Source organism: Pseudomonas sp. LBUM1648 (assembly GCF_059716145.1).
Genome location: NZ_CP166808.1, coordinates 5,609,904 through 5,630,152, shown reverse-complemented (window position 1 = coordinate 5,630,152; position 20,249 = coordinate 5,609,904). Strand labels below are relative to the sequence as shown.

16 protein-coding genes are annotated in these 20,249 nt (G+C 58.4%); 7 read left to right on the top strand and 9 right to left on the bottom strand.

Going from position 1 to position 20,249, the window contains the following annotated elements:
- Window positions 1-135: 135 nt before the first annotated feature.
- The gene (locus ACA043_RS25510; RefSeq protein WP_497658136.1) at window positions 136-849 is read right to left on the bottom strand and encodes an autoinducer binding domain-containing protein; all 714 of its coding nucleotides are present in this window, start codon (window positions 847-849) and stop codon (window positions 136-138) included.
- Window positions 850-1,168: 319 nt separating this feature from the next.
- Here ACA043_RS25510 and ACA043_RS25505 point away from each other — a divergent pair, with 319 nt between their 5' ends.
- The gene (locus ACA043_RS25505) at window positions 1,169-1,945 is read left to right on the top strand and encodes a ferredoxin--NADP reductase (RefSeq protein WP_497658135.1); all 777 of its coding nucleotides are present in this window, start codon (window positions 1,169-1,171) and stop codon (window positions 1,943-1,945) included.
- A gap of 43 nt (window positions 1,946-1,988) precedes the next feature.
- Here the strand turns inward: ACA043_RS25505 and mscL are convergent, their stop codons facing one another.
- Window positions 1,989-2,402 (bottom strand): large-conductance mechanosensitive channel protein MscL, encoded by a 414-nt coding sequence (gene mscL, locus ACA043_RS25500; protein ID WP_187681198.1) that lies wholly within the window; start codon window positions 2,400-2,402, stop codon window positions 1,989-1,991.
- 286 nt (window positions 2,403-2,688) lie between these two features.
- Between mscL and ACA043_RS25495 the strand changes: the two genes are divergently transcribed.
- The 3 genes from ACA043_RS25495 to radA are packed head-to-tail and all read left to right on the top strand — an operon-like array spanning window position 2,689 to window position 6,249.
- Window positions 2,689-4,230 (top strand): catalase, encoded by a 1,542-nt coding sequence (locus tag ACA043_RS25495; protein ID WP_497658134.1) that lies wholly within the window; start codon window positions 2,689-2,691, stop codon window positions 4,228-4,230.
- Window positions 4,231-4,290: 60 nt separating this feature from the next.
- Entirely contained in the window at window positions 4,291-4,836 is a 546-nt protein-coding gene (locus ACA043_RS25490) for an ankyrin repeat domain-containing protein (protein WP_401267271.1), read from the top strand.
- 45 nt (window positions 4,837-4,881) lie between these two features.
- Entirely contained in the window at window positions 4,882-6,249 is a 1,368-nt protein-coding gene (gene radA, locus ACA043_RS25485; protein ID WP_497658133.1) for a DNA repair protein RadA, read from the top strand.
- Between the two features lie 31 nt (window positions 6,250-6,280).
- On the opposite strand, the gene ACA043_RS25480 is transcribed toward radA, so the two are convergent.
- Window positions 6,281-7,252 carry an IS110 family RNA-guided transposase gene (locus tag ACA043_RS25480; protein WP_497657778.1) on the bottom strand — a complete coding sequence of 324 codons (972 nt, stop codon included), beginning with the start codon at window positions 7,250-7,252 and terminating at the stop codon, window positions 6,281-6,283.
- A 335-nt stretch (window positions 7,253-7,587) separates the two neighbouring features.
- Window positions 7,588-7,956: a PilZ domain-containing protein gene (locus ACA043_RS25475; protein ID WP_497615386.1), complete on the bottom strand. Its 369-nt coding sequence runs from the start codon at window positions 7,954-7,956 to the stop codon at window positions 7,588-7,590.
- A 159-nt stretch (window positions 7,957-8,115) separates the two neighbouring features.
- On the opposite strand from ACA043_RS25475, the gene ACA043_RS25470 reads away from it, so the two are divergent.
- The 3 genes from ACA043_RS25470 (at window position 8,116) to yjiA (ending at window position 11,518) form a co-directional block, all read left to right on the top strand.
- The gene (locus ACA043_RS25470; protein ID WP_489879958.1) at window positions 8,116-10,182 is read left to right on the top strand and encodes a carbon starvation CstA family protein; all 2,067 of its coding nucleotides are present in this window, start codon (window positions 8,116-8,118) and stop codon (window positions 10,180-10,182) included.
- A gap of 15 nt (window positions 10,183-10,197) precedes the next feature.
- A complete protein-coding gene (locus ACA043_RS25465; RefSeq protein ID WP_003228401.1) occupies window positions 10,198-10,395 on the top strand; it encodes a YbdD/YjiX family protein in 198 nt (65 codons plus the stop codon).
- A 151-nt stretch (window positions 10,396-10,546) separates the two neighbouring features.
- The gene (gene yjiA, locus ACA043_RS25460; RefSeq protein ID WP_497658132.1) at window positions 10,547-11,518 is read left to right on the top strand and encodes a GTPase; all 972 of its coding nucleotides are present in this window, start codon (window positions 10,547-10,549) and stop codon (window positions 11,516-11,518) included.
- Between the two features lie 53 nt (window positions 11,519-11,571).
- Here yjiA and ACA043_RS25455 read toward each other — a convergent pair whose 3' ends face one another.
- From ACA043_RS25455 to morA, 5 genes are all read right to left on the bottom strand, one after another.
- Entirely contained in the window at window positions 11,572-12,270 is a 699-nt protein-coding gene (locus ACA043_RS25455) for a GntR family transcriptional regulator (RefSeq protein WP_497658131.1), read from the bottom strand.
- A gap of 24 nt (window positions 12,271-12,294) precedes the next feature.
- Entirely contained in the window at window positions 12,295-12,999 is a 705-nt protein-coding gene (locus ACA043_RS25450) for a FadR/GntR family transcriptional regulator (protein WP_187679186.1), read from the bottom strand.
- 50 nt (window positions 13,000-13,049) lie between these two features.
- Window positions 13,050-14,363, bottom strand: coding sequence for a C4-dicarboxylate transporter DctA (locus tag ACA043_RS25445; RefSeq protein WP_187679187.1), 1,314 nt, complete (start codon window positions 14,361-14,363; stop codon window positions 13,050-13,052).
- 276 nt (window positions 14,364-14,639) lie between these two features.
- Window positions 14,640-15,893, bottom strand: a complete 1,254-nt coding sequence (gene glyA, locus ACA043_RS25440) for a serine hydroxymethyltransferase (protein ID WP_187679188.1) — start codon at window positions 15,891-15,893, stop codon at window positions 14,640-14,642.
- Window positions 15,894-16,133: 240 nt separating this feature from the next.
- Window positions 16,134-19,982 carry a cyclic di-GMP receptor MorA gene (morA, locus tag ACA043_RS25435; protein ID WP_401267255.1) on the bottom strand — a complete coding sequence of 1,283 codons (3,849 nt, stop codon included), beginning with the start codon at window positions 19,980-19,982 and terminating at the stop codon, window positions 16,134-16,136.
- Window positions 19,983-20,249: the final 267 nt, after the last annotated feature.

Sequence of the window (20,249 nt, the reverse complement as noted above, 5' to 3'; positions counted from 1 at the left end):
GGGTGACGTACGGCGGAACCCGACCGAGTGGACTGCAACGCAAACGGCTGGCGTCATCACTCAGGAAGGGCATAAATGGTACGTTTTTTTCTGCGGGAACACCCGCACGTTTTAATCGGGGGCAAAGCGATGGGTCTAGATGATTCCGGCTCTGGCGGCCGCGATGACAGCGGAAATCTTGTTGCAGACATTGAGCTTCTCGATGACGTTCTGCACGTGATAGTTCACGGTGCGTTCGCTCAAGCTGAGGATTTTCGAGATCTCATAAGCCGTTTTGCCACTGGCGGACAATTGCAGCACCTCCAGTTCTCGGGGTGAAAGATGCGGTTGGCGGGACTTGGCGGGCTGTGCGGGCAAGGCCCTGGCGAACAGTTCGCTCAAGTGGCTGGTGGCGTAGAACATATAGCCAAAATGCTCATACAACTCGAGCGGACTGATCGGGCAGTGCTTTCGGGCAAGGCTGATAATGCTGCACAAGCCGCTCTCCTCGTTATGGAACGCCTGAGACCAGCCGTGTTGCAGCCTATGTTCCTTCAGTGATTCCCATAACTGAGGCGTTTCGGCGAATACCGTTTCATTCCATACGATGGGTAACATTGAGCGATTGCAGTGTGCTATTACCGGATCAATTTTCCGGAAGTTTTTTTGTGCATATTGTTGATTCCATTTTTCAGGGTAGTTGTTGATTTGCAAGGCATTAAGATGAATTTCCCGGTGCGGCGAAGTGACTGAAATTGCGCAGAAGTTAAACCCTAGATTCTCGGCAAATTTCAGCAAGATCGGATAAGCGGCATCTATTCCCTTGGCGAAAGTCAGTTGCTTTAGTTGCGACTCCTTCCACGTTTCCATTTAAAACTCTCCGTTGGTGTTGCGGGGGCGCCGAGTGGATCCAAAAGATCCGGCACGGGTCGAAGTGTAGGATGTTTCCTACGAAGAGTTTTAAATTTTTTCGCTCTTGAGAATGCGCGTCTGGTCATAAAGCGTTATTAGCAATTACGAAGTTTTGGTATGCAACTTGTCATCCTAAATTTTAGTTTGCATAGCTTGCTTGCTTTAAAGGCGGTTGATAGTTGTCTGAGGCGTGCGTTGATAAAGCCATTACCAATCATCGGTGTTTAAGCGCGCAGATTTGCGGGACACTGCTGGTCATCGTTCAACGGAGTGCCCCATGACCGCCAGTGCAGAGAAGTTTACCGCTCAGACCTTGCTCGACGTGCAGCCCTTGACCTCCAGCCTGTTCACTTTGCGCACCAGTCGTGATGCCGGTTTTCGTTTCCGGGCCGGACAATTCGCCCGGCTCGGCGTGACCAAGGCCGACGGCAGCACTGTGTGGCGCGCCTATTCGATGGTGTCGTCACCCTTTGACGAGTTTCTTGAATTTTTCTCCATCGTAGTGCCGGGCGGCGAGTTCACCAGCGAGCTGAGCCGACTGCAGATCGGCGATACCTTGCTGGTGGATCGCCAGGCGTTCGGCTACCTGACCCTTGATCGCTTCGTTGACGGCCGTGATCTGTGGCTGTTATCCACCGGTACCGGGGTGGCGCCTTTTCTGTCGATCCTTCAGGACTTCGAGGTCTGGGAAAAATTCGAACGGATCATTCTGGTGTACAGCGTGCGCGAAGCGCAGGAGCTGGCGTATCAGCAGATGATTGCCGGGCTGGCGCAACGTGAATACTTGGGTGAACACGCACACAAGTTGCGTTTCATCCCGACAGTCACCCGTGAAGCCCATCCCGGAGCGTTGAACGGTCGCATTACTACACTGATCGAAAACGGTGAGCTGGAACGGGCGGCGGGCGTGGAGCTGTCGGCTGAACATTCGCGGGTCATGTTGTGCGGCAATCCGCAGATGATCGACGACACTCGTGCGTTGCTGAAAAAAAGGCACATGAGCCTCAGCCTCACCCGCCGACCGGGACAGGTGGCCGTAGAAAACTACTGGTAAACAAACGGCGCCCTAAGGCGCCGTTTTTCAGGGTGCAGTCAAGTCAGGGCTGATTGTTCCGGGCCTTGAGCAGATCGCGGATCTCACCCAGCAATTCTTCTTCCTTGGTCGGCACCGGTGGCAGGGTAGGGGCCACGGCTTCTTCGCGTTTCAGGCGGTTGATGGCTTTGACGCCCATGAAGATTGCGAAAGCGACAATCACGAAGTCGAGCACGCTCTGGATGAATTTGCCGTAAGCCAGCATGACCGCAGGGGCCTCGCCTTGGGCAGCTTTGAGCGTAATGGCCAGGTCACTGAAATCCACTCCACCGATCAGCAGCCCGATCGGCGGCATGATCACGTCACCGACAAACGATGAAACGATTTTGCCGAAGGCGGCACCGATGATGATACCGACGGCCATGTCGACCACATTGCCTTTGACCGCGAAGGCCTTGAACTCACTTATCACGCCCATAGGTTATTTCCTTGTTACAGATGAGTTTGGTGTACGCAGTGTAAATCAGCAAAACGCGTCCTGCGCGAAACACCTTCTTACAATGCCCGTTTTAATCGACACATTAATCCACGATTAGTTTGCAAAGTGCCACTAATCGCGCGCGAAATACGCCGTAACTCACTGATCGGGAAGCCAGTTTTTTCAATCATGGCGTTACGTTCTTTCTATTTATGTTCAGCGGCACAGGCCTCTAGCCTTGGGTTGGCGCACCTGGATGCGCCCAAAAAAACCAGAGGAACCTGATATGAATGCCACTCTTGGACTGGGGGCTTTTCCCCATCGCCGCACACTTGGCGTAATCACCGCCAGCCTGTTGACCTTTTCCGTGCATGCCGCGCCCCTGACCCGGGATAACGGTGCGGCGGTGGGCGACAATCAGAACTCGCAAACCGCCGGCGCCAACGGCCCGGTGTTGCTGCAGGATGTGCAACTGATCCAGAAGCTGCAGCGTTTCGACCGCGAGCGCATTCCCGAGCGTGTGGTTCACGCACGCGGCACCGGCGCCCATGGCACTTTCACGGTGACCAACGACCTCAGCGACTTGAGCAAGGCCAAGGTATTTGCCGCCGGCCAGAGCACGCCGGTATTCGTGCGGTTCTCTGCCGTGGTTCACGGTAACCACTCCCCGGAAACCCTGCGTGACCCGCGTGGTTTCGCCACCAAGTTCTACACCGCCGACGGCAACTGGGATCTGGTGGGCAACAACTTCCCGACCTTCTTCATCCGTGACGCGATCAAATTTCCGGACATGGTGCATGCGTTCAAACCCGACCCGCGCACCAATCTTGATGATGACTCGCGCCGATTCGACTTCTTCTCCCATGTACCGGAAGCCACGCGTACGCTGACCGAGCTGTATTCCAACTCGGGAACACCAGCCAGTTATCGCGAAATGGACGGCAACGGAGTGCATGCCTATAAGTTGGTCAATGCCAAAGGCGAAGTGCACTACGTAAAGTTTCACTGGAAGAGCTTGCAGGGCATCAACAATCTCACCCCTAAACAAGTCACAAAAGTTCAGGGTCAGGATTACAGTCATATGACCAATGACTTGGTGACTAATATAAACAAAGGCAACTTCCCGAAATGGGACTTGTACATTCAGGTTCTGAAACCACAAGATTTGTCCAAGTTTGATTTCGATCCGCTGGATGCAACCAAGATCTGGCCGGGTATTCCAGAGCGTAAAGTTGGACAAATGGTTTTAAACCGTAATCCGGCAAACGTATTCCAGGAAACCGAACAAGTTGCAATGGCACCGGCCAATGTTGTGCCGGGTATCGAACCTTCCGAAGATCGATTGTTGCAAGGTCGCGTGTTCTCTTATGCCGACACGCAAATGTATCGCCTTGGCGCCAATGCCCTGCAATTGCCGATCAACGCGCCGAAAGTCGCGGTGAACAACGGCAATCAGGATGGCGCGATGAACTTCGGTGCCAGCCAGTCCGGTGTGAACTATCAGCCGAGCCGTTTGCAACCGCGTGAGGAAACGCCCGCGGCACGTTACAGCCAGATGGCGCTGTCGGGCAGCACGCAGCAGGCGAAGATCCAGCGTGAGCAGAACTTCGAGCAGGCCGGCGATCTGTATCGCTCGTTCAGCAAAAAGGAACGCAGCGACCTGATCGACAGCTTCGGCGGCTCGCTGGCCACCACGGATGACGAGAGCAAGCACATCATCCTGTCCTTCCTTTATAAAGCCGATCCGGAGTACGGCACCGGCGTGACTGAAGTGGCCAAGGGTGACCTGAGCCGGGTCAAGGCACTGGCGGCCAAACTGGTCGACTGATCCAACGCTGATGCAAAGCGGGGTCTGAATCAGGCCCCGTTTCGCCAAAGGAGACTGCTGATGCGTATCTGTCTTTTATTGTTTTGCGGTTGCCTGTCGTTCTCTGCGTGGGCGGCTTCGCCCGAGCAGGACCCTGAAGCCATCAGGGCGCAACTGCAGGACTACTATTTCGACGCGGCCCGGCGCGGTGATGTGCCGATGCTCGATACCTTTATCGAGTCCGGATATTCGCTCGACACCCGCGATGACAAGGGCTACACCGCGCTGATTCTGGCGGCGTATCACGGCCAGGCACCCGCGGTTGAAAGGCTACTCGCCGCCGGGGCGGATGCCTGTGCTCAGGATCAACGCGGCAACACGGCGCTGATGGGCGCGATTTTCAAGGGCGAGTTGCAGATTGCCCGGCGCTTGATGGCCACCGATTGCAGTCCCGACCAACGTAACGGTGCCGGTCAGACGGCCGCCATGTACGCCGGCTTGTTCAAGCGTCAGGAATTGCTCGACGCGCTGAAAGCCAAAGGCGCCGATCTGAATGCCGAAGATCCGCTGGGTAACAGCGCCGCACGTCTGGCCAGCGGGGAATTCCGTACCGCCGCGCCGCGCTGATCGGCAGCGCGTGCGTTATCATCGCGGTTTTTGTCGGGGGTTCTGATGGCCAAGGCCAAGCGCATGTACGGCTGCACCGAGTGCGGCGCAACCTTTCCCAAGTGGGCCGGCCAATGTGGCGAGTGCGGTGCCTGGAACACCTTGACCGAAACCATGATCGAGAGCGGCGGCGCGACGGCGCCCACCGGTCGCACCGGTTGGGCCGGGCAACAGGCGCATATCAAGACGCTGGCCGAAGTCAGCATCGAAGAGATTCCACGGTTTTCTACTGCCTCCGGCGAACTGGACCGCGTGCTCGGTGGCGGGCTGGTCGATGGCTCGGTAGTGCTGATTGGTGGTGATCCGGGGATCGGCAAGTCAACGATTCTGTTGCAGACCCTTTGCAACCTCGCCAAGAGCATGCCAGCGCTGTACGTCACCGGCGAAGAATCCCAGCAGCAAGTAGCCATGCGCGCCCGGCGCCTCGGCTTGCCGCAGGATCAACTGCGGGTGATGACCGAAACCTGTATCGAAACCATCATCGCCACTGCCCGTCAGGAAAAACCCAAGGTGATGGTGATCGACTCGATCCAGACGATCTTCACCGAACAACTGCAATCGGCGCCCGGCGGTGTCTCTCAGGTGCGCGAAAGTGCGGCGCTGCTGGTGCGATACGCCAAGCAAAGCGGCACTGCGATTTTCCTCGTCGGCCACGTCACCAAGGAAGGCGCGCTTGCCGGCCCGCGCGTGCTGGAACACATGGTCGACACCGTGCTGTATTTCGAAGGTGAATCCGATGGCCGTTTGCGTTTGCTGCGGGCGGTGAAAAACCGTTTTGGTGCGGTCAACGAACTCGGTGTGTTCGGCATGACCGACAAGGGACTTAAAGAAGTCTCCAACCCATCGGCGATTTTTCTCACCCGTGCTCAGGAAGAAGTCCCCGGCAGTGTGGTGATGGCGACGTGGGAGGGCACTCGGCCGATGCTGGTGGAAGTGCAGGCGCTGGTCGATGACAGTCATCTGGCCAACCCGCGCCGGGTGACGTTGGGCCTGGATCAGAACCGATTGGCGATGTTGCTGGCGGTTTTGCATCGACACGGCGGCATTCCGACCCACGATCAGGACGTGTTCCTTAACGTGGTCGGCGGGGTGAAGGTGCTGGAAACCGCATCCGATCTGGCGTTGATGGCGGCCGTGATGTCGAGCCTGCGTAATCGGCCGTTGCCCCATGATCTGTTGGTGTTTGGCGAAGTCGGTTTGTCCGGCGAAGTGCGTCCGGTGCCGAGTGGCCAGGAACGTTTGAAGGAAGCAGCCAAGCATGGCTTCAAGCGCGCGATCGTGCCCAAGGGCAACGCGCCGAAAGAGTCGCCGCCGGGGTTGCAGATCATCGCCGTGACGCGTCTCGAACAAGCCCTCGACGCGCTTTTCGAATAACCACGATCCCCTGTAGATACCGTCTTGCCCCTCATCGGGCAAGGGCAATTTTCGGGTCAAATGGCTGGCCCGATTTAAGAACGGCGTAGACAAAATGTAGGAGTTTGCGCATCGCTGCACAGATGATTTGCTTGGGGGCCTTGCCGTTGGCCTTCAAGCGGTCCTTCATGGCGATGATTGCCTTGTTGTGCTTCAGTGCAACCAACCCAGGCATGTATAGACCCGCCCGAACGCGAGCCGATCCGATCCTCGAAATCACTGTTCTGCCTTTGAATTTTCCCGAGTCCTGCAGCTTTGGGTTCAACCCGGCGGCAGCGACCAGCTTGCGAGGGTCGTCATATTTACGCAGGTCGCCCAACTCGGCCAGCAGCCGCTCAAGGGTTTTCTGGCCGATACCGTCGATGGTCACGATCAAGTCGCGCATTTGGCGCATGTCTGGATCATCGTCGATGTGTTTTTTGATTGATTTGTGAGTTTCAACGATCTCTTTCTCGATGTGACGCAGCACAGAGTTGATCGAGTCTTTGACCTTTTCGTCGGATACATCCAGGCGATTGAGCTCCATTTGCTCCATTTCCTGAAGGTCATCCAAGCGACGTACCATCGCCTTTAGCTGACGATATTTCAGCGGCTCTGGAGCCCAAAGCTGAAGCTTTTCAGCCTTTTCCCGAGCAAAGTCAGCGATCAATTTGGCGTCGCTTTTGTCGGTTTTGATCCGGCGCAGCTCGCTGTCGGCGTAAGCGTGGGTCGTAGCCGGATTGACGACGCAGACCCGGTAACCCTTGTTGTAGACGAACTCGGCAAGTTCCAGGTGATAAACGCTGGTGGCTTCCATCACGATCAGAGCTGTAGGCTCGACCTGCTTGTTCAGCCAGGCGTCAAACTCTTTGAAACCTTTTGAGTCGTTAGCCAGTTTGGCCTTGGTTTTGTGCTTGCCGTTTGGCAGGTGAGTGGCGATATCAAAGGTATTTTTAGCGACATCGACGCCGACGAAATTGGACATGACCGTTTCTCCATTAATCCGTTTTCGATCATCACTGCACTCTGTCCAACCTTGCGAATGCGGGCTCTCGCCAGAGACGGGCCCAAGATACCGTTCGAACTATACGAGTGAGTGTGGAGGGCTGGAGCACGATCTACATCACAGGCAAAAAGCCTAAGGAGCTGCACGGCTTCCAAGTCCCTCCCTCGATGATCAGTCGAGAACTATCGCTCCTGACGGAGCGATAGTCGAGATACAAGGAGCTGCCGAAGGCTGCGATCTTTTGATCTTGCTTTTAAAAGATCAGGATCAAAAGATCGCAGCCTTCGGCAGCTCCTACAGGGAGCCGGTTTTAATCAGATTTCGATCAGAGCGCCCAATTCTCGCTCCAGCTCCTGCGGGTCACCCAGATTGAACTCAATCAAGCGCCGCAGGCGTTCGATGGACTCCAGGCTGATGTGCTTGCAGACGAAGCCGAGTTGGCCATGGTCGTCGTGGGTCAGTTGCACATCCATCTTGATGCCGACCTCATCGTTGAGATGAATATCGACCAGAAAATGCCGCTCCCGATCACCTAGCCACGGCTCGGGTTTTTCGATCAACAGACCCTTGAGCGACAGATCAATCAATTTGACCGGCCAGATGTACTCGCCCTGACTCAATTCAGTCTTGGCATCGAACGCGATACGTTTGAAGCGGCGACGCTCAGCTGGGTGCTGGCTCATGGCGCAATCCTCACGAAGGTTTGCTGACTATAGACCCGACCAGTCGGTCGCAGCCAATCGTTAAGGCGTCTAGACCAATGTCGGGGTATGGCCTTTGTCGCCGTAAGCGCTAAACTCGGGGTGGCTGTCTTTCTTGTCCACCCTGGCTGGAATAATAAAATGAAAAATAATAATAGCCTGCTACGCCACTTACCCTGGCTAGTGCTGGCAATCGTAGGAGCGTGCGCCCTGGGCGTAGTGGCATTGCGCCGAGGCGAGGCGATCAACGCCTTGTGGATTGTGGTCGCTGCCGTGGCCATTTATCTGGTTGCGTACCGTTACTACAGCCTGTTCATCGCTAACCATGTGATGCAACTCGATCCGCGTCGGGCCACCCCCGCCGTGCTCAACAATGACGGTCTGGACTATGTGCCGACCAACAAACACATTCTCTTCGGTCACCACTTCGCGGCCATCGCTGGCGCGGGGCCTCTGGTCGGTCCGGTACTGGCGGCGCAGATGGGGTATTTGCCCGGCACGCTGTGGCTGATCGCTGGTGTGGTGCTGGCGGGTGCGGTGCAGGACTTCATGGTTCTGTTCATGTCGACCCGTCGTAACGGCCGCTCCCTGGGCGACATGGTGCGTGAAGAAATGGGCCGCATTCCCGGCACCATCGCGCTGTTTGGCTGCTTCCTGATCATGATCATCATCCTCGCGGTGCTGGCGCTGATCGTCGTGAAAGCCTTGGCCGAGAGCCCGTGGGGCATCTTCACCGTGATGGCGACCATCCCGATCGCGATGTTCATGGGCATTTACATGCGCTACATCCGTCCGGGTCGCATTGGTGAGATCTCGGTGGTCGGCGTGTTGCTGCTGCTGGGTTCGATCTGGCTCGGTGGGCAGATCGCCGCCGATCCGGTGTGGGCCAAGGCGTTCACCTTCACGGGTGTGCAGATTACCTGGATGCTGGTCGGTTACGGTTTTGTGGCCGCTTCGCTACCGGTCTGGTTGATTCTGGCGCCGCGTGACTACCTCTCCACTTTCCTCAAGATCGGTACCATCGTCGCTTTGGCGATCGGCATTCTGGTGACCATGCCTGAGCTGAAAATGCCCGCGCTGACCCAGTTCGTCGACGGCACCGGCCCGGTGTGGAAGGGCGGTCTGTTCCCGTTCCTGTTCATCACCATCGCTTGCGGTGCGGTCTCCGGTTTCCACGCGCTGATCTCGTCGGGCACCACGCCGAAGTTGCTGGATAACGAAACCAACGCCCGTTACATCGGTTACGGCGGCATGCTGATGGAATCGTTTGTAGCGATCATGGCGATGGTTGCTGCTTCGGTGATCGAGCCTGGCGTGTACTTCGCCATGAACAGCCCGGCAGCCGTCGTCGGCAGTGATGTGGTGTCTGTTGCGCAAGTGGTCACCAGTTGGGGCTTCGCCATTACGCCTGAGGCGCTGCAAGCCGTGGCGCACGATATTGGCGAAACCACGATCCTGGCCCGTGCCGGCGGTGCGCCGACCCTGGCGGTCGGTATCGCGCAGATCCTGCACAGTGTCCTGCCGGGTGAAAACACCATGGCGTTCTGGTACCACTTCGCGATTCTGTTCGAAGCACTGTTCATCCTCACCGCTGTAGACGCCGGCACCCGTGCCGGGCGTTTCATGCTGCAGGATTTGCTGGGCTCCTTCGTTCCGGCGTTGAAACGTACCGAGTCGTGGACCGCCAACCTGATCGCCACCGCCGGTTGTGTGGCGATGTGGGGCTGGTTGCTGTACCAGGGCGTGATCGATCCACTGGGCGGCATCAACACCCTGTGGCCGCTGTTCGGTATCTCTAACCAGATGCTGGCCGGTATCGCGTTGATGCTTGGTACCGTTGTGCTGATCAAAATGAAGCGCCAGCGCTACATCTGGGTCACTTTGCTTCCGGCTACCTGGCTGCTGATTTGCACCACCACAGCAGGCTTCATCAAGCTGTTCGACGCCAACCCGGCGATCGGCTTCCTGTCGCTGGCCAAGAAGTACAGCGATGCACTCGCCAATGGTCAGGTGCTCGCGCCGGCCAAAAGCGTGGAGCAAATGCAGCACGTGATCTTTAACGCCTACACCAACGCAACGCTGACAGTGCTGTTCCTGTTTGTGGTGTTCAGTATCCTGTTCTACGCGCTCAAGGTCGGCATCGCCGCCTGGGGCAAAAAAGAGCGTACGGATAAAGAATCGCCATTCCAGGCCCTGCCGGATGCTTAACCAGAGGATTGCACCATGTTCAATGACCTGAGTCGCCTCGGTAAATACCTCGGTCAGGCCGCGCGCCTGATGGTCGGCATGCCCGACTACGACACCTACGTCGAGCATATGCAAACCAAGCACCCGGACAAACCGGTGATGAGCTACGAGATGTTCTTTCGCGAACGTCAGGAAGCCCGTTACGGTGGCAAGGGTGGGCCGAAGTGCTGTTGATTAGAGCCTGAGGTCGAAGCTATCCCCTGTGGGAGCGAGCCTGCTCGCGAATACGGAGTGTCAGTTGATGAATCCATTGGCTGACACACCGCTTTCGCGAGCAAGCTCGCTCCCACATTTGTTTTTGTGTTCCTTTTAAGGAGATCGGGTTTTGTCTTCTCCCATACCTGTCACTGTACTCAGCGGTTTCCTCGGCGCCGGCAAGACCACTTTGTTGCGGCACCTGTTGAAAGCCGAGCACGGCCTGAAAATCGCCGTGATCGAAAACGAATTCAGCGACGCCGGCATCGACACTCAGTTGCTTGGCGACGAACCTGTGCAAGTCATGACCCTGGCCAACGGCTGTGTCTGCTGCACCATCCACACCGATCTGACCAAAGCCCTGTACTTGTTGCTTGAGCGGCTGGACAGCGGCGAAATCGCCTTCGACCGACTGGTGATCGAGTGCACCGGTCTGGCCGATCCGGCACCCGTGGCGCAGACCTTTTTCATCGATGAAGAATTGCGCGAGCGTTATTTGCTCGACGGCATCATCACTTTGGTTGACGCGGCTCATGCCGATGTACACCTGACTCAGACCATCGCCCAGGCACAGATCGGTTTCGCCGACCGCTTGCTGGTCAGCAAAACTGATCTGGTGGATGAAGCAGCGTTCACCGCATTGAGTGAGCGCCTGACGCGGATCAACCGTCGTGCGCCGATCCGTGTGGTCGAGCACGGCAACATCGATCTGGCCGAATTGCTCGACGTGCGCGGCTTCAACCTCAACGCCGATCTCGGCGGTGGGCTGAGTCTGCGTCCGGTCAGCCAGGCGCCGTCGATCGATCGCATTTCCAGCCTCGTGCTGCGCACCGAGCAGCCGCTGGATATCGATCAGCTCAGCGAGTTCATGAATGAGTTGCTGGAAGAACACGGCAAACAATTGCTGCGTTACAAAGGGGTGCTGAACATTGCCGGGGAAGATCGGCGATTGGTGTTTCAGGGTGTGCTGAAACTCTATGGTTTCGACTGGGACACCGAATGGGCCGAAGGTGAGGCGCGCGAAAGTGTGATTGTGTTTATTGCTGATGACTTGCCGGAAGAGAAGATTCGGGCGGGGTTTGCCAAGGTTTCGGCAGCCTGATGGATCTTCGGTGTTAGGGATGACGCCATCGCGGGCTTGCCCGCGATGGCGATCTATCCGGCAGCGCAGTGCGCATTGACGGAATACAACAGGGTGCCTTCCAAATGATCCAGATGTTGATTCATCAACATCGCCGCTTTAGCTGCATCCCCACATTCCACCGCCTCGACAATCTCCAAATGCTCCTGCCACGCGCAACAACTGCGCGTCGTTCCATCACCCCGCGCAATCGCCAGTGACGTAATCGGCACAAGGCTGCCAAGAAAATGCGCCAACGGTGCATTCCCCGCCATCTGCGCCAATTGCAGATGAAACTCCCCCGACAATCGAATCGCCGCGCCGCGCCGATCCTGCTCTACGGCCTGACGCTCGCGCTCGATCAAGGCGCGCAGGCGTTTCACGCCATCAGCCTGTGGTCGCTGACAAGCCAGGCGCACCAGTGTGTTTTCGGTCAGGCGCCGTGCATGCAAGGTCTGCCGGGTCTGCTCCATATCGGGCGCAGCAACACGCGGCCGATGATTGGCGCGCAGGACGATCACTTGTTCATGGGACAACTGCGTCAGCACCCGACGCACGTCCGCGCGGCTGGCGCCGAACATCTGCTTGAGGCTGTCTTCGGTGAAGCGGCTGGCCGGGTCGATACGTTGTTCCAGAATCGCATCGAACAGCCGTGGATACAGGTCATCAATGCGGGAGAAGGGCAGGGCGGCCGACATGTGGCGAGTGCGCTGTGGTGAGGCAAGACTGTTCATGGCCGGTCTCCAGTGTGAAGAAATTCAGTTGTTCAAATTGTCGTCCGGAATGTTCAGTTCGATCCCCATCCGCTGTCCCTCGCGCAGGATGTGCCGGCGCATTTCGGCACTGGCCTGGGCGCTGTTTTTGCTGCGGATCGCACGAACCACGGCTTCGTTTTCCTCCAGCCGCTCGGCCAGATGCTCAGGGGAATTGCGCAGCACCTCGGCGCTTTGCTTGAGGGCATTGCTGGTCTGTTGCACCACGCTCTGGAAGATCGGGTTCGAGGTCAGGGTGAACAGCTCTTCGTGAAACGCGATGTAGGCGCTGACCCCGGCTTCGCTGTCACCCGCCTCGAGGGCTTCGCGCATGTCCATCAGAGTCAGGCGCAACTGGCCGACTTCCTTGCTGCTGATCGACTGGGCAACGAGGCCGACGATGAACGGCTCAAGGGTGTAGCGCAGTTGCAGCACGTCTTCGAGACTGGCGCTGGCCACTGCACTGTCGTGGCTTTGGCTGTCGCTGAGCTGTGCGTCGAGTACGACTACGCCTTTGCCCGGCATCGAGCGCACGAGACCGAGGGTTTCCAGGACGATCACCGCTTCGCGCAGGCTCGGGCGGCTGATGCCCAGTTGTTCGGCCAGTTCGCGCTGGCCCGGCAGCATGTCGCCGGAGCGCCACTGACCTCGGGCCAGTGCGGCCCGGAGTTTTTCTACGACTGAGTTGACGACGGTTGAGGTGGTAATCACGTGTCTTGCTCCATGAGCCGTGCCTGCGGGTCAGCAGGCACGGCGATCAATCAGAATTCTTTGGCCGCCGCTTGAGCGACGGTTTTTCTCGGCTGAAAGGTATAGCCCTGCTCGCCGTTGAGCACCTTGTTCGCCCGTTGCACATCGATGTCCTTCTCCCAACGAGCGATGGCCACGGTGGCGACGCAGTTGCCGATCAGGTTAGTCAGTGCGCGGCCGATGCCCATGAACCAGTCCACCGCCAGCACTAACACCAGACCGACCACCGGAATGGCCGGGATCGCCGTCAATGTCGCCGCCAGAATCACCAGTGCCGAACCGGGAATGCCATGGGCGCCTTTGGAGGTGATCAGCGACACCAGCAGAATCGTCAGCAAATCAGTCATGGCCAGCGGCGTACCGGTGGCGTTGGCGATGAACACGATGGCCAGGGTCAGATAGATCGAGAAACCGTCGAGGTTGAACGAGTAGCCGGTGGGAATCACCAGCCCGACCGTCGAGCTGCCGATCCCCAAGTGTTCAAGTTTGCGCATGATCTGTGGCAGCACGGCGTCAGACGACGCGGTGCCCATGACGATCAGCAGTTCTTCACGCAGGTATTTGAGCAGCGGCCACATGCGCAGGCCGGAGGCGCGCATCACCACACCGAGAATCACGCTGACGAAGGCGACGCAGGTCAGGTAGAACAGACCAACCAGACTGCCCAGGTGTTGCAGCGAGTCGAGGCCATATTTGCTGGTGGTGAATGCGATGGCGCCGAACACACCGATCGGCGCCAGACGCACGATCATGCCCATGATGCGGAAGATCACATGGCTCAGTTCGTTGATCAGGCGCGAGATCCCGGAAGCGGCTTCGCCGACCAGGTTCAATGCGCTGCCGAACAGCACCGAGAACAGCAGTACCTGCAGGATGTTGTTGTCGGCAAACGCGCCGATCACCGACGTCGGGATCAGGTCCATCAGGAACTGCGTGGTGGTGTGCATGTGCTGGCTGCGTTCGGCGAGGTCGCCCATGTCGGCGGCGGACAGTTGCTCCAGATGGATATTGGCGCCGCTGCCGATGCCGGTGCTGAACGCGAACACCAGACCGATCACCAAGGCAATGGTGGTCAACACTTCAAAGTAGATAACGGATTTGAGGCCGATGCGCCCGACCTTCTTCAGATCGCCCGCGCCACTGATGCCGCTGACCACCACGCAGAATACGATCAGACCGATGAGCATCTTGATCAGTTTGATGAAGCCGTCACCGAGCGGTTTGAGCTGGGCCGAGTATTCAGGAAGGGTCAGTCCGCAGACGATGCCAAGCACCAGTCCGAGAACCACTTGGAGGAAGATTGAACGCGAGCACCATCTGAGCATGGGAGGAATCCTGGTCGGTGTCCTGGCTGCCGTGCGCGTGGCGCATCAGATTCAGGACTTAATTATTGTGGTCTTACCGGTATGTCCAGTGCGGGTGCAGTCTAGGCGCGGATTTTTGCGAATCGCAAGTGAAAAATGACGAATTGGCATGACCGGTCTGACCAGTTGTGCGGTGAGTCCCATTCTTGAGCGGTTCAGGCGTTTGAAAAAATGCGGACATAAAAAAACCGGCCAATCACTTGGCCGGTTTTTCATGCTGCGGATTTATCGTCGCGATTAAGCGCCGTACACCGGCAGTTTCTTGCAGATGGCTTTGACTTTCTCACGAACGGCGTCGATCACCGCTTCATTGTTCAGGTCAGCCAGGATGTCGCAGATCCAGCCGGCCAGCTCTTTGCACTCAGCCTCTTTGAAGCCACGAGTGGTCACAGCCGGAGTACCGAAGCGCAGGCCGGAAGTGACGAACGGGGAGCGTGGATCGTTAGGCACGGAGTTCTTGTTCACGGTGATGAACGCTTTGCCCAGAGCGGCGTCTGCGTCTTTACCGGAGATTTCCTGCTTGATCAGCGACAGCAGGAACAGGTGGTTTTCAGTACCGCCGGACACCACGTCGAAACCACGCTCGATGAACACACCGGCCATGGCCTTGGCGTTTTTCACCACTTGCTGCTGGTAAGTCTTGAACTCAGGCTGCAGCGCTTCCTTGAAGCAGATCGCTTTAGCGGCGATCACGTGCTCCAGCGGGCCACCCTGGGCACCCGGGAATACCGCGGAGTTCAGCTTCTTCTCGATGTCGGCGTTGGCGCGAGCCAGGATCAGGCCGCCACGTGGACCGCGCAGGGTCTTGTGCGTGGTGGTGGTCACGACGTCAGCGAATGGCACCGGGTTCGGGTAGACGCCAGCGGCGACCAGACCGGCCACGTGAGCCATGTCGACGAACAGGTAGGCGCCAACCTTGTCAGCGATAGCGCGGAAGCGTGGGAAATCCAGAATCTGCGAGTAGGCAGAGAAACCGGCCACGATCATTTTTGGCTTGTGCTCAACCGCCAGACGCTCGACTTCGTCGTAGTCGATCAGGCCGTTGGCGTCGATGCCGTACTGGATAGCGTTGTAAAGCTTGCCGGAGGAGGAAACGCTGGCGCCGTGGGTCAAGTGACCGCCGTGGGCCAGGCTCATGCCCAGAATGGTGTCACCGGCCGACAGCAGGGCCAGGTAGACAGCAGCGTTGGCTTGCGAACCGGCGTGCGGCTGAACGTTGGCGTAATCGGCGCCGAACAGTTCTTTGGCGCGGTCGATGGCCAGTTGCTCAACAACGTCGACGAACTCGCAACCACCGTAGTAGCGCTTGCCCGGATAACCTTCGGCGTACTTGTTGGTCAGTACCGAGCCTTGAGCCTCCATCACCGCTGGGCTGGTGTAGTTCTCCGAAGCGATCAGCTCGATGTGTTCTTCCTGGCGCTGAGCTTCTTGCTCCATGGCGGCAAAAAGATCGGCGTCGTACTTGGCAATAGTCAAATCACGGCTGAACATGGCGGTCCTCAAGGATCGGGGGCAGAAAAGGGGGGCATTCTAACCCAATGGGTTTTGGATGGCATATGAAACGACATCATGTCGCAGACAAGTGGTTTTCATGACCGATGTGCGGTGCGTTTGCTGGCCCCATCGCTGGCAAGCCAGCTCCCACAATGTCTGTGTTTCAGCCCGAGAATATTGATCCACAGCAAGTCCCTGTGGGAGCTGGCTTGCCAGCGATGGCAGCACCACAAGACTTCAGTCGAACATGAAGAGGGCGTCATTGCTGAACTGCGCCTCAAACCGACCCGCCGGCATCGGCCTTCCAAACAGATACCCCTGAACCTCATCGCAGCCATGCTCACGCAGGAAGTCGAGCTGCTCATGGGTTTCCACACCCTCGGCAATCACCGCCAGATTCAAGCTGTGGGCCATGGCGATGATCGCCCGGGCTATCTGCGCGTCCTGTTCGCCGGACGGCAAACCGTCGACGAAAGTGCGGTCGATCTTCAACACGTCGATCGGGAATTGCTTGAGGTAGTTCAGCGATGAATAACCGGTGCCGAAGTCGTCGACCGCGATGCTCAGGCCAAGGTTTTTCAGCCCGGCGAGAATCTGCATGGCTTCGCTGACCTCGCGCATCAGGATACTTTCGGTCAGTTCCAGCTCCAGGCATGCCGGCGGCAGGCCGGTTTCGCGCAGGATGGTGGCGATCCGCGTGCCGAGTTGGCCATCGGAGAACTGCCGCGCCGAGATGTTCACCGACACCTTTGGCACGCGCACGCGGCTCTGGTGCCAGGTCTTGAGCTGACGGCAGGCCTCGCTGATCACCCAGTCGCCGACGTCCACCACCAGTCCGAGTTCTTCCAGCACCGGAATGAAATCCCCCGGCGGCACCAGCCCACGACGCGGATGACGCCAGCGCAGCAGGGCTTCGGCGCCGGTCAGGCGCTTGCCGTCGCCGCTGAATTGGGGTTGGTAATACAGGACGAATTCGTTCTGCTCCAAGGCATGGCGCAGGTCGCTTTCCAGCTCCAGACGCTCCAGCGCACTGGCGTTCATGTCGGCCTGGTAGAACTGGAAGTTGTTCTTGCCGCGCTCTTTGGCATGGTACATCGCGGTGTCGGCGTTCTTCATCAACTGGCTGAGTTCGTTGCCGTCCTGCGGACTCAGAGCGATGCCGATACTCGCGGTAACGAAGAACTCGCGACCTTCAAGCACGAATGGTCGTACCAGACTGCCGAGAATCTGCTCGGCCACATGAATCGCGCGGTTCAGCGCCAGCTCCCGACTTGAGCGGTGTTGCAGCAGGAGAGTGAACTCATCGCCACCCATCCGCGCCACGGTGTCGTCATCGTCGACGCAGGCCAGCAGGCGCGTGGCCATGTCTTTCAACATGCGGTCGCCGGCGGCGTGGCCGAGGGAGTCGTTGATCGGTTTGAAGCGGTCGAGGTCGAGAAACATCAGCACCACCCACGACTTCTGCCGCTCGGCTGCTTGCAGCGCAGTGTGCAGGCGATCCTGGAACAGTGTGCGGTTGGGCAGATGGGTCAGGGCGTCGTAATAGGCGAGGCGGTGGATGCGCTGTTCGCTGGCCTTGCGCTCGCTGATGTCGCTGAAGAAGCACACGTAACTGGCCAGATCACCCTCGTCGTCGAGCACGGCGGTGATGCCGACCCACGCCGGGTAGTGCTCGCCGTTGCGGCGTTTGAGCCAGACTTCGCCTTCCCACGTACTGTGCTGATGCAGTTGCTTGAGCACGTAACGCAGGTGCGCATCCTGTTGCTCGTCGACGGTGAGCATGTTGGGCAATTGGTCGAGCACTTCCGCCACCGCGTAACCGCTGACCCGACTGAACGCCTCGTTGGCCTGGACGATGTAACCGGCCGGGTCGGTGATCAGGATCGCCGACGTCGAGTGTTCGAATACCGTGGCGGCCATGCGCAAATCTTTCTCGGCGCGGCGCTGCTGACTGATGTCGCGACCAACGCCGAGGACGCCTTCGAACGCGCCGTGTTCGTCCCACACCAGCACCAGACGCAGTTCGATCGGGATCTTGCGGCCATCGGCGCGCAGGCAGTCGAACAGGAACAGTTGGGTCTGCACCTGATTGCGCAAAATGGCTAACTGTTCGGGTTTATCCAGGGCTTTGCTGACGCGATCCATCAGGGTGTAGATGCCGCTCAGTTGCTGCGGGTTGGCGATGGTCGATTGCCAGCCGTTCTGGAAAATCCATTCGGCGTCGTAGCCCAGCACCGCTTGCACCGACGGGCTGACGTAGTTCAGCGAGAGCTTGCTGTCGGTGGAGAAGATCACGTCGCTAATGCTTTCGGCGAGCATCCGGTAGCGCTGCTCGCTGTCGCGCAGGGATTCGCTGGCTTCGATCTGCTCGGTTATGTCCTTGGCCACGCCGATGATCCGCGTGACCTGATCGTGCTTGTCCCGGGCCAGTGCCTGTTCACGAATGTCGAAGCGCCGCCATTCGCCGTCGCGATGGCGGAAGCGCAACTGGCACTGCAACAGTTGGCTGTAACCGGCGTGGCGCTGCATCTGCCGTGAGCGATGGTAATAGTCGGCGTCTTCCGGGTGCAGGAGAATTTCCCAGAAGTACTCGCCCATCTGATGCAGTTCGGTGCGGTTGTAACCGAGGGTCTGGCCGAGATGGTGGTTGCTGAAAATCATCCGCTGGCTGATCACATCCTGCACGTACAGATGATCCGGCACGGTGCGCACCACGTCCGACCAGAAGCCCTCGCGCTCCAGCAGCGACAGCTCGATCAGCTTGCGGCTGGTGATGTCGTTGATACTCAGGATCACCGCTTTATAGTCGTGCCGCTCGGTCGGCAGGCGCAGCACCATCCACAGGTGTTGATCGCGACCGTTGATGTCCGGGAGTTTGATTTCCAGTTCCAGCTGCTTTTGTTGCTGGAGCACCGCGTCGAGTACTTGATGGCCGATCGCGCAGTGACGATGTGGATGACCGTCGATCAACAACTGCCAGGCGTGTTCGCAGGAATTGACATTGAGCAATTGCAGCGCGACCTGATTGACCTCGGTGACGCGCAGTTCCTGCAGCAATTGCTGGCGCTGTTGCGGCTGGTCCAGCCAGGCCTTGAGCTGGTCGCTGGTCTGGATCTGCGCCTTGTCGAAAATCTGCTTGAGCCCGGACAGATCGAGCACGCACAGGGCAACCCCGGTACCGTCGAAAATGTCCTGATAGCGGCGGCGGCCTTCATGTAATTGGCGCTGACGCCGGCGCATGTTCAGTAGCGCGATCACCGGTAGCATCGAGAACGCCAGACCCAGCAGGCATTTGCCGATGAACGCCGGCAGCAACTCTTCCAGCACGCGCTGGCGGTCGAACAGGCCACGCAATTGCCAATCACTGCTGCTCAGCGGCACGGTGAGCACGGTGTTGGCCAGATCGTCCGGGCTCAGCACGCCAGGCTTGGCGGATGACAGGGCTTCGTCGCGGCTGATGATCTGATGGTTGATACGGTTTTCCACCAGCCACAGCGGACGCAGGCCGGTTTCACTCTGCTTGGTCAGCGAGTCGAAGAACGTCGGCGTCAGGCGCAAAGCCCAGTAGGCGCGGGTACTGCCGCTGGCCTGATGCAACAACAGATGCACCACCGAGCCATCGTCGGCGTTACTGAAATAGTGCGCCTGGGCGCGGCTGCGGCGTACCAGTTCGGTGAGGTAGCTGGCGTCGGAGCTGTCGGCGGCGCTGTCGCTGATGATTCGCCCAGAAGGGCTGAGCAACGCGAGGCTGCGCAGGTCAGGCAGCGATTGCTGGAGCTTGCGCAGCAACTGCTGCTGTTCGTCGGCCGATTGCGGTTGTTCGACGATCGGTAGCAGATTGAGGGCGATTTGCGCATTCAGCGCCATGTTCAGGCTGACCTGCGAGGCGAGGTCGGCGGTGTAATCGATGGTGTACTGGCGCTGGTTTTTCTGGGTTTCGCGCAGTTGATCGAGCAGTTGCCAGAACAGCAGCGCCAGCAGCAAAAGCACGAGTGTCGCCAGCGCACCCTTTAATGTCCCGCGCAGGGGCGAGCCGTGCGCCGGTTGGGTGCTGCTCACAGAGGCTGGCGGAGTGACATTGGACAAGCTGTAATCCTGCGATCTGGCTGGACTGGCGCGACGTGCACTATAAGCCGGACGCCCAAAGGGCGGCTAGCATGCCTTGAGTCGTGGCGAAGTGCCAGCCCCTCGCGGCTGGACTGCCTTCCGTCAATCAGGTAGCTTTGCCGGTTACGCGGGAGCGTTCCAGCTCCTAGAATCAGACTTTTTTCAGCGCGCACGCATTGATCACCATCAAGTGAACGACGCGCACGGTCTGGCCGGGCATCGCCTGCGCTCCAATCATTCATCTGT